Below are 9,010 nucleotides of genomic sequence, written 5' to 3'. Positions count from 1 at the left end.
AGGGCAGCAGGGTGCGGCTCGGCTGGTGGCCGACGAACGGCCGCACCAGGTGCGGGGCGACCAGGCCGATGAAGCTGACCGATCCGGTCACCGAGGTCGCCGCGCCGACCGCCAGGCCCACGCCCAGCAGCGCCAGGACGCGGGTTCGGTCCAGGTCGATGCCCAGGCTCCGCGCCTGGACGTCGCCGAGGGTCAGGGCGTCGACGGCGCGGCCCATGGTGGCCAGGATCGCCAGGCCCACGGCGATGAACGGCGCGGCGAGCAGCACATGGTCCCAGCTGCGTTCCGAAAGCGAGCCCAGCATCCAGACGCTCATCTCGTAGGCGGCGTAGGGGCTGGGGGCGAAGTTGAGCGCCATGGCCAGGAAGGCGCTCATTAGGCTGGAGACCGCCGCCCCGGCCAGGATCAGGGTCAGCGTGCTGCGCCCTCCGAAGGCGAAGGTCAGGGCGCCGGCGCCCATGGCCCCCACCAGGCCCAGCAGCGGCGTCGCCAGGCTGAAGGCGTGCGACAGGCCGAAGTAGATCGAGATCACTGCCCCCAGCGCCGCCCCGTTCGACACGCCCAGCAGGCCGGGCTCGGCCAGCGGATTGCGCAGCAGGCCCTGCAGGACGGCGCCGGATAGGCCCAGCGAGGCCCCCACCAGGATCGCCAGGACCGCTCGCGGCAGGCGCAGCTCCGTCACCACCAGGCCCGCGAGATTGGCGTTGGGCGACAGGAGCCCGCCCACGAGCTCCCCTGGGCTGAGGTTCACCCGTCCGAGCAGCAGCGACCCGGCTGCGGCCAGCAGCAGCGCCGCGAGCGCCAGCGAGGGCAGAACATAGGGCGGAAGGCTGCGTCTCAATGGACCGGTCTCCGCGCGGGCAGGGCCTCCAGCGCCCGGCGCAGGTCGCGGGCCGAGTCGGCGGACTGCGGCAGGCCGCATGTGTGGGCGACGTCGTTGTAGGCGATCCGCCGCCCGGCGTAGAGCCGGCGCACGACGCGGTGCTGGCCCTCGTCGTTGAGCAGCGAGGGCTGGCCGAGCGTCGCGCCGCCGAACAGGAGGGCGTCGGGGCTGGCGGCCAGCAGCTGCTCGACGCCGAAGGTCGATTCGCCGGCGCCCGGCTGGGCGGCGATGTTCACTGCGCCTGCGGCAGTGATGATGGCGTCGGTCAGGCTGCCCTTGCCGGGCACCGCCGAGCCGCCGCTCCAGGCGACCACCCGCAGCCGCCGCTTCGGCGGATGCGCGGCGAGCGTCGCAAGCGTAGCGTCCATCCGCCGGATCAGGGCGGTGGCGCGCGCGGGCTCGCCGACCGCCTCGCCCACCTGGCGGACGATCTGGCGGATGTCTTCGAAGCTCTCGGCGTTCTTCACCTCGACCACCCGGGCGCCCACGCGCCGGGCCATGCTGCGGGTGAGCGGCGCGCCCAGGCCGCTGTCGAGGATCAGGTCCGGCTTCACCTGGACGACGTCCTCGGCCGAGCCGTGGTTGACCGGGATTCCCGCCTCCAGGCCTGGGAACAGGGCGCGCGCCCCGTCCCGGGCCAGGAAGGTGACCGAGGCGATCCTGGCCTTCGGGGCGATCTGCAGCAGCAGCAGGTCGGTGCACAGGTTGAGCGACATGATCCGCCTAGGCGCCGGACGCTCCGCCGCCGTCGCCGCCGGCTCGCCGGCGCCGAAGATGGCGGCGGCAAGGCCCAGGGCTGCGGAGCGGAGCGGGCGCTTCATCGTCAGAACCTCAGGCGCACGCCGCCATAGGCGGCCCGTCCGGGGGTGCGGAAGTTGACCACCTCGAAGTAGCGCTCATCGAGCAGGTTCTCGACGCGGGCGAAGAGCTCGACGTGGTCGGTGAGGTTGTATGACCCGGCGAGGTTCACCAGGGTGAAGGCCTTCAGCGTCACGGTGCTGAAATTCTTGAACTCCTCGTCGGTCATCTCGCCATTGTAGCGGGCGGTGAGCGTCACGCTGCCCCGGTCGCCCGGGGCATGCCAGGTGAGGTTGGCGCTGGCCATGTTCTTCGGCCGGCGGACTTCCTCGACCCCGTTCTGCTTGGCGTCGAGGTAGGTGTAGGCCGCGTTCAGGCTGAAGGCGTCGGAGAGCTGAGCGTCGCCGAACAGCTCCAGGCCCTTCTGGGTGGACTTGGTCGGCTCGTTGCCCGTCGTGCTGCAGCTGAAGGGGGCGGGCCGGCCCGCAACCGTGCAGAGCGCCACCGGCGCGCCGAAGATGCTGAAGATCTCGTCGTGCAGGGTGGAGTCGAACCAGGTCGCGCCCAGCCGCACCCGGCCCTCGATCAGCGAGAGGTCGGCGCCGGCCTCCCAGCCCTCCGAGCGCTCGGGCTTCAGGTTGGGGTTGCCGACGAACGGGAAGGCGCCAGCGTTGAAGCCGAACAGTTCCGTCTGGCTCGGCCCCTTGATCCCCGAGCCCGCCGCGGCGCGCAGCCGGACCATGCCGTTGATCCGATAGAAGCCCTCGATCCGGTAGGTCGTGGCGTCCTGGAAGAAGTCGTTGCGGTCATAGCGCACCGCGCCGCGCACGCCCGCCACGTTGCCGATCGCCAGGTCGTATTCGCCCACATAGCCGTCGTTGTTCACCGAGCGCCGCGTGGTGTCGGCGTTGAAGGCGCCGGGCGGGTTGGTGTTCTCGTAGCTTTCCCGCTCGTGGTCGTAGGCCAGGGTGAAGGTGTGGGTCAGCCCGCCGCTGGTCAGCTTGTAGCTGGTGGTGAGGCTCTCCTTGAGCCGCTTGCCCTTGTCGCCGCCGTCGCGGACGAAGTTGTCGATGTTGTCGCGCGTGGCGTCGACGCCCTGCACCTGCAGGCTGGTGAGCCAGCGGTCGTCCAGGAAGCTGAAGTCGGCGGCGGCGAAGCCGTAGGTGCTCACCGCCTTCATCGAGCTGCCGGGACTGTCCAGCACGAAGCCGGTCGTGCCGAAGTCCTGGCCGTTGACGTCGGCGTCGGTCTCGGTGCGCCGGTAGACGCCGCGCAGCCGCAGGTGGTCGCCGACGGGGTAGGCGAGCTTGACCGCCAGCGACTTCAATATCGAGCCGATATCCCGCGTGCCGACCGTGGCCACGGGATAGCCGTCCGTCGACTGGTAGCCGGCGCTGATCACGTAGTCCAAGCCGCCCTGCACGCCGCCCAGCCGGACGGCGCCGCCCACGGTGTTCATCGAGCCGCCTTCGGCGCGCACCCGGATGCCCGGCGCCTGGGCGCCAGTGGGGGTGATGTAGTTGATCACCCCGCCGATGGCGTCGGAGCCGTAGAGCGCGCTCTGCTGGCCCCGCAACACCTCAACCCGCGACACCTCGTCGGCCAGCAGCGTCGCGTAGTCGAACTCGCCGAAGAACGGGTCCGACGCCTTGATCCCGTCGATCAGGGTCAGCACATGGTTGCTCTCCGTCCCGCGCACCCGGACCTGGGTGAAGTTGCCGACCGCGCCGGTGCGACTGACCGCGACGCCGGGCACGTCGCGCAGCACGTCGGAGACGATGCGGATCTGGCGCTCCTCCATCTGCTCCGGCGTGATCAGGGTGAGCGAGCCGCCGATCTCGTCGGCCTCGATGCCGCCGGGCGCGCGGGTGGCGGTGACCACCAGGTCCTGCACGGTCGTGGCTGGGGCAGGGTCGTCGGCGGCGAAAGCCGTCAAGGGTGTTGCGGCGGCGAGCGCCAGGATGCTGGCGCTGAGAAGGTATCCGGGCATCAAAGCCCCCCGTTTGCTTGCGTCTGAACGACAAGCGGAGAGCCTCCTTGAGGGCTTTAGAACCCATAGGCCGACGGCCCGGCGGCGAGGACGCGGAAGCACGCCACACCGGACCGGTCGAAACGGCTCTCCACCGCTTCTGCTCGTCGCTCAGACGGAGTTCCGCGCCCCGGATTCCACTGATCCGAAAGCTCGAGCGACACGCACCGACCGGTTTCCTGGCTCGCGGGTCATAGCGTCACACGCGGACCTTCCCGGACCCTTGGGTCCAGTGGCTGGCGAGGGGCTTAGGGCCTCCCGCCGATGCGTATGCGCTCACCGCTCACAGTTGCAGGGACAGCCGCAGATCGGGAGGGATAGGTCTCCGTCCTGCGTTCCCGTTTAAGCCCGAAGGCATCGGCGCGCTTGGTATCCACCCGCAAGTGAGGCGGGCGCCCCTTCATACCTTGGCTATGCCGGCGCGGACAAGGCGGCAGGTTGCGGGTAGGCGTCCGCTGCGGCGCCGTCCTAAGCTGGGCTCGGCGCTTCAGGGGCGGCGCGGGGGGACATTCCATGGGCAAGGAGCGGCTCGCGGCGTTCAGCGACGGGGTGGTGGCGATCATCATCACCATCATGGTGCTGGAGCTGAGGCCCCCGCACGGGACCTCGCTCGTCGCTATCCAGCCGCTGCTGCCGGTGTTCCTGAGTTACGTGCTGAGCTTCATCTACGTCGGCATCTACTGGAACAACCACCATCACATGCTGCAGTTGGCGCGAACGGTGACCGGGCCGATCCTGTGGGCCAACCTGCACCTGCTGTTCTGGCTTTCCATGGTGCCCTTCGCCACGGCCTGGATGGGCGAGAACCGGCCCTCGACGGGCCCGGTGGCGGTCTATGGCGTCGTGCTGATCATGAACGCGATCGGCTACACCCTGCTCATGACCCTGATGATCCGCCACGAAGGGGCCGACTCCGCCCTGGCCCGGGCGATGGGGCGCGACATCAAGGGTAAGGTGTCGCTGGTCATGTATGCGCTGGCCATCGGTCTTGCGTTCGTCCAGCCGGTTGTCTCGCTGGCGCTTTACGTCCTCGTCGCCATGATCTGGTTCATCCCGGACCGGCGGGTGGAGCGGACATTGAAGGCGGGTTGAGCGGGTCCTGGCCGGAGCCGCCGTCCGAATGGTTGAGCTCCTGCAAGCATCAGATCGGACAAGCTTGGCCGTTGCCTTGTTCACGCCAATATATCGCATGAACTTGCCGCGATTTTCGCCTATGGGGCCCCGCATGGGCGTCAAACGTTTCTCACAAGCCGGGTTCGATGGACTTTGCCGCAGGGGGCGGGTTCCGAAAAGAAACTCAACTGTTCTGACCGCAGCGCTCGGCGCGGCGGTGATCTCGCTTGGCCTTGCCGAGGCCGCGGCGCACGCCGAAGAGATCAACCGCCACTTCGCCGTCTCCGGGGCTGCGTTCACCTCCGGCCCGCCGCCGGCGCATTTCGTGGTGCGCGAACGGCTGGTCTGGGAGGGCGCCGACCTGGACGGCGACGGCCAGGCCGACATCGCCAATCCCACCGGCCAGGCGCCGCGGCAGATCGACGCCTATGGCGAAGGCCGCTTCCACGCCTCGCGTGACGGCGGCGAGCGTGAGCACGAGGGCGTCGACTACGTGGCCACGCCCGGCCAGACGGTCGAGGCGCCGATCTCCGGCTACATCGCCAAGATCGGCTACGCCTATCCGGACGACACCAGCCTCCGCTACGTCGAGATCGACAATCCCGCGCTGCACCTGACGGCGCGGGTGCTCTACGTGGACCCCAAGGTGCAGGTCGGCGACACGGTCGCGGTCGGCCACCCCATCGGCCAGGCCCACAGCCTGCAGCAACGCTATCCCCTGGGCATCACCGACCATATCCATCTGGAGATCGCCGACCGCCGGGGCCGTAAGCTCGACGCCGAGACCTTGATCGTGGCCCGCACCGAGACCGACCGGATGGCCGCGGACTAGGACGGCTCGACATTGATTCTGAGGCGAGGCCGTGGCTCAGCCTTCCTCCTCCCCTTGTGAGAGGAGGTTTCAGCCGGACGGCTGACGGAGGTGGGGTCGCGCTCACCTCTCTGCACGACACGAAGCTTCCGGCAGCGCCGAGGGATCTGGGAGACCCCACCTCCGACCCGCTCCGCGGGCCACCTCCTCCCACAAGGGGAGGAGGACACCTCAAGCACCGGCCTGAATGTCGATCCGTCCTAGGTTTCCGCCCGGCTTGCCAGGCGCCTTCTAACATCGTTCAGTGACCCGGCGGCGGGCCTGGGTCAGGCGACGGCCGCGGTCCGGGGGGATGGACGTGGCGGCGATAGAGATCAAGGCGGCGCCCGCGCCCGTCACGTTCGGCGGCGGTGTCGTCGTCCTGCTGGCGCTGGCGATCTTCATCAACTACGTCGACCGCGGCAATCTGGCGACCGCCGCGCCGCTGATGAAGGATGAGCTGCATCTCAGCGCCAGCCGGTTCGGCCTGCTGCTTTCGGCGTTCTTCTGGACCTATGTGCCGGCGCAGATCCTGGCCGGCTGGCTGTGCGAGAAGATCAATCCCTACCGCACCTATGCACTCGGCCTGGCGCTGTGGTCCGTGTCGACGGCCCTCACTGGCCTCGCCGGCGGCTTCGCCATGCTGATTCTGCTTCGCCTCTTGCTGGGCCTCGGCGAGAGCGTCGCCTTCCCGTGCTCGTCGAAGCTGATCGCCCAGCACCTGCCGCAGCATCGGCTGGGGGTCGCCAACGGCATGATCGCGCTCGGCCTGTCGCTGGGGCCCGCCTTCGGCACCTTCGCCGGCGGCCTGCTGATGGCCCGCTTGGGCTGGCGGCCAGTGTTCCTGCTGTTCGGCCTGGTTTCGCTCTTGTGGCTGTGGCCGTGGCTCGCCATGACCCGCAACCTCTCCCGCGCCGACGACGCGCCGAAGGTCGACGCCGCCCCGCCGTTCAGCCAGATCCTGGCCCGACGGGAGGCCTGGGGGGCGGGGCTCGGCCACTTCTGCAACAACTACGCCTTCTATTTCGTGATCTCCTGGCTCCCGCTCTACCTGGTGAAGACGCGCGGCTTCACCGTCTCCCAGATGGCCGAGCTCGGAGGCCTGATCTACCTGGTCTATGCGGCGAGCTCGATCGTCACCGGCTGGCTGTCGGACCGATGGCTGGCGGCGGGCGGCTCGGTGACCCTCGTGCGCAAGTCCATCATCATCGCCGGCCATGTGCTCACGGCGAGCGCCATGCTGGGCTGCATGCTGGGAAACGCCCCGGTGGCGGTCGGCAGCCTGTTCCTGGCGGGCGTCTCATTCGGCTTCAACAGCCCCTGCCTCTACGCCATCGGCCAGACGCTGGCGGGGCCGCGCGGCGCGGGCAAGTGGATCGGGTTCCAGAACTGCATCGGCAACCTGGCCGGCATCGTCGCGCCGATCGTCACCGGCGCCGTCGTCGACCGGACGGGCGAGTTCACCTGGGCCTTCGCAGTGGCCGGCGCGGTGGCGCTCGCCGGCGTCTTCTGCTGGACCGCGATGGTCGGCAAGATCGCCCCGCTGACCTGGCCGGCAGCGGGCGCCGAAGCTCGGATCCTAAGATAGCAAGAAGCCCCGCTCGGCATGAACGGGGCTTCCTTTGTTCAGCTCCGGCGCGAGGCCGGACGATCGCCGCTACAGGGCGCGGCGGCCCACCAGCAGGTGGTAGACGAACAGCACGACCACGGCGCCCAGGGTGGCGACGAGGATGGAATAGAGGTTGAGGCCGGTGACACCGGCGGCGCCGAAGCGGGTGAACAGGAAGCCGCCGACGAAGGCGCCGACGACGCCCAGCAGCAGATCCATCACGATGCCGCTGCCGGTCCTGTTCACGAGCTTGCTGGCGATGAAGCCGGCGATGAGGCCCAGGACGATCCAGGCGAGAATTGACATAGGCGTGTCTCCAGATAGCCGGCGCTCTCCTCCGGCGGATGCGTTAACAAGGTTCACAAGGGGCTTTCGGTTCCGCGGCGGCTCGCGGTCGGAACTTGCAGCGCGGACGGCGCAACCTTCGCCTTGGTGAGGGGTTTAGTTCCGAGCGTGTCGGCCTCATCTCGATGGAGATATCTCTTGCGTAACAAGCTTCTCGCTACGGCGGCCCTGGTCTGTTCGGCCCTGGCCGTGGCCACCGCTGTCCCCACCGCCGCCCAAGCCCAGCACCGCCACAAGGTCTGGGTTTGCAACAACGAGAGCTCGCGCGGCGCGCGCAACACCGGCACCGTCGTTGGGGCCGTCACCGGCGGCCTTCTGGGCAACGCCCTGTCGCACGGCGGCGGCAAGACCGGCGGCACGATCATCGGCGCGGGCGTCGGCGCGGTCGCCGGCCACCAGATCGCCAAGCACAACGGCGACCGCCGCCGCTGCCACTACGAATACCGCTAGGCCAGGCGCTCAAACCCTCCGACTAGCGCCTGACGCAGAGCCAGCGGGCGCGGTGGACGTTCAATGAATTATCCGCCCAGCCGGTCACCTTCGGATTCACCAGGCTGCGGCTGACCGTGAACGCGATGGGGGCCGCGCCCTCGTCGTCGAGCATGATCTGTTCGGCGCGGGCCAGGATCTGCGCCCGGCGCGCCGCGTCCGGCTCCTGGTCGGCCTGCGCCAACAGGGCGTCGTAGGCGGGATTCTTGTAGTCGCCGTAGTTCTGCGCGCCGGTGTCCGATTTCAGCAGGCCGAGGAAGGTCATCGGGTCGTTGAAGTCGGCGTACCAACTCATGGCGCCAACCTGGAAATCGCGGTCGCGATAGGCGGCGAACGCGATCTGGCCCTCGTTCTGCACGATCGAGGCGTCGACGCCGATCGACCGCCAATCTGCCTGGATGGCCTCAACCAGCAGCAGGGTCTCGGTGGAATTGGGAGCCTTTATCTCCAGCTTCAGCGGATGGCGGGGTCCGTACCCGGCCTGAGCCAACAGCGCCTTCGCCTCGAGCTGACGCTGGGGAAAGGATCTCCGCGCCCAGGCGAACCGCGGTCCATAGGCGTAGTTGGCGACCCCCGGCGGCACGAAGCTGTAGGCCGGCAGCTGCCCGGCGCGCTGCAGCTTCTGGGTGATGAACTCGCGATCGATGGACTCCGACAGTGCGCGGCGGATGCGCGGGTCCTGCAAGGGCTTCACGTCGCGGGTGTTGAACGACAGGTAGTAGGTGGCAAGCGTGAGATGGGGCCGTGCGTAGCCCGGCATCACGTCTTTGATGTGCTGCAGCCGGTTCGACTGGAAGGTGGTGTTGAGGTCGAGTTCGCCGCGCTGCACCCGCCGCTCGGCGGAGACCGCATCGGCGGTCGGATAGTAGTTGATCCGGTCGATGCACACGTGGG

Annotated in this window: 9 protein-coding genes and 1 riboswitch; of the genes, 4 read left to right on the top strand and 5 right to left on the bottom strand. The window is 68.9% G+C overall.

Going from position 1 to position 9,010, the window contains the following annotated elements; genetic code table 11:
• The 3 genes from JWP28_RS00935 to JWP28_RS00925 all read right to left on the bottom strand — a co-directional run.
• The coding region (locus JWP28_RS00935) for an iron ABC transporter permease (RefSeq protein WP_299538942.1) at positions 1-841 on the bottom strand (841 nt) is incomplete at its 3' end.
• Positions 838-1,704, bottom strand: a complete 867-nt coding sequence (locus tag JWP28_RS00930) for an ABC transporter substrate-binding protein (protein WP_299538940.1) — start codon at positions 1,702-1,704, stop codon at positions 838-840. The genes JWP28_RS00930 and JWP28_RS00935, both read right to left, overlap by 4 nt.
• A gap of 2 nt (positions 1,705-1,706) precedes the next feature.
• Positions 1,707-3,671: a TonB-dependent receptor gene (locus JWP28_RS00925; protein WP_299538938.1), complete on the bottom strand. Its 1,965-nt coding sequence runs from the start codon at positions 3,669-3,671 to the stop codon at positions 1,707-1,709.
• Between the two features lie 190 nt (positions 3,672-3,861).
• A riboswitch (cobalamin riboswitch) is annotated at positions 3,862-4,087 on the bottom strand.
• 136 nt (positions 4,088-4,223) lie between these two features.
• On the opposite strand from JWP28_RS00925, the gene JWP28_RS00920 reads away from it, so the two are divergent.
• The 3 genes from JWP28_RS00920 (at position 4,224) to JWP28_RS00910 (ending at position 7,261) form a co-directional block, all read left to right on the top strand.
• Positions 4,224-4,802 (top strand): TMEM175 family protein, encoded by a 579-nt coding sequence (locus JWP28_RS00920; RefSeq protein WP_299538936.1) that lies wholly within the window; start codon positions 4,224-4,226, stop codon positions 4,800-4,802.
• A gap of 238 nt (positions 4,803-5,040) precedes the next feature.
• Positions 5,041-5,655, top strand: coding sequence for a M23 family metallopeptidase (locus tag JWP28_RS00915; RefSeq protein ID WP_299538934.1), 615 nt, complete (start codon positions 5,041-5,043; stop codon positions 5,653-5,655).
• 337 nt (positions 5,656-5,992) lie between these two features.
• Positions 5,993-7,261 carry an MFS transporter gene (locus tag JWP28_RS00910; protein ID WP_299538932.1) on the top strand — a complete coding sequence of 423 codons (1,269 nt, stop codon included), beginning with the start codon at positions 5,993-5,995 and terminating at the stop codon, positions 7,259-7,261.
• Between the two features lie 69 nt (positions 7,262-7,330).
• Here the strand turns inward: JWP28_RS00910 and JWP28_RS00905 are convergent, their stop codons facing one another.
• On the bottom strand, positions 7,331-7,588 hold the full coding sequence (locus JWP28_RS00905; protein WP_299538930.1) for a GlsB/YeaQ/YmgE family stress response membrane protein: 258 nt from the start codon (positions 7,586-7,588) through the stop codon (positions 7,331-7,333).
• A 177-nt stretch (positions 7,589-7,765) separates the two neighbouring features.
• Between JWP28_RS00905 and JWP28_RS00900 the strand changes: the two genes are divergently transcribed.
• On the top strand, positions 7,766-8,077 hold the full coding sequence (locus JWP28_RS00900; protein WP_299538928.1) for a glycine zipper 2TM domain-containing protein: 312 nt from the start codon (positions 7,766-7,768) through the stop codon (positions 8,075-8,077).
• 22 nt (positions 8,078-8,099) lie between these two features.
• On the opposite strand, the gene JWP28_RS00895 is transcribed toward JWP28_RS00900, so the two are convergent.
• On the bottom strand, positions 8,100-9,010 hold a 911-nt coding region (locus JWP28_RS00895; protein ID WP_299538926.1), incomplete at its 5' end, for an ABC transporter substrate-binding protein.

The organism is Phenylobacterium sp., from assembly GCF_028290885.1.
Classification (GTDB): Bacteria; Pseudomonadota; Alphaproteobacteria; order Caulobacterales; family Caulobacteraceae; genus Phenylobacterium.
This window is presented reverse-complemented; position numbering and strand designations above follow the sequence as displayed.

Coding starts and splice junctions, on each gene's coding strand:
- JWP28_RS00930 (WP_299538940.1), bottom strand. CDS start 1,704: ATGAAGCGCCCGCTCCGCTCCGCAGCCCTGGGCCTTGCCGCCGCCATC.
- JWP28_RS00925 (WP_299538938.1), bottom strand. CDS start 3,671: ATGCCCGGATACCTTCTCAGCGCCAGCATCCTGGCGCTCGCCGCCGCA.
- JWP28_RS00920 (WP_299538936.1), top strand. CDS start 4,224: ATGGGCAAGGAGCGGCTCGCGGCGTTCAGCGACGGGGTGGTGGCGATC.
- JWP28_RS00905 (WP_299538930.1), bottom strand. CDS start 7,588: ATGTCAATTCTCGCCTGGATCGTCCTGGGCCTCATCGCCGGCTTCATC.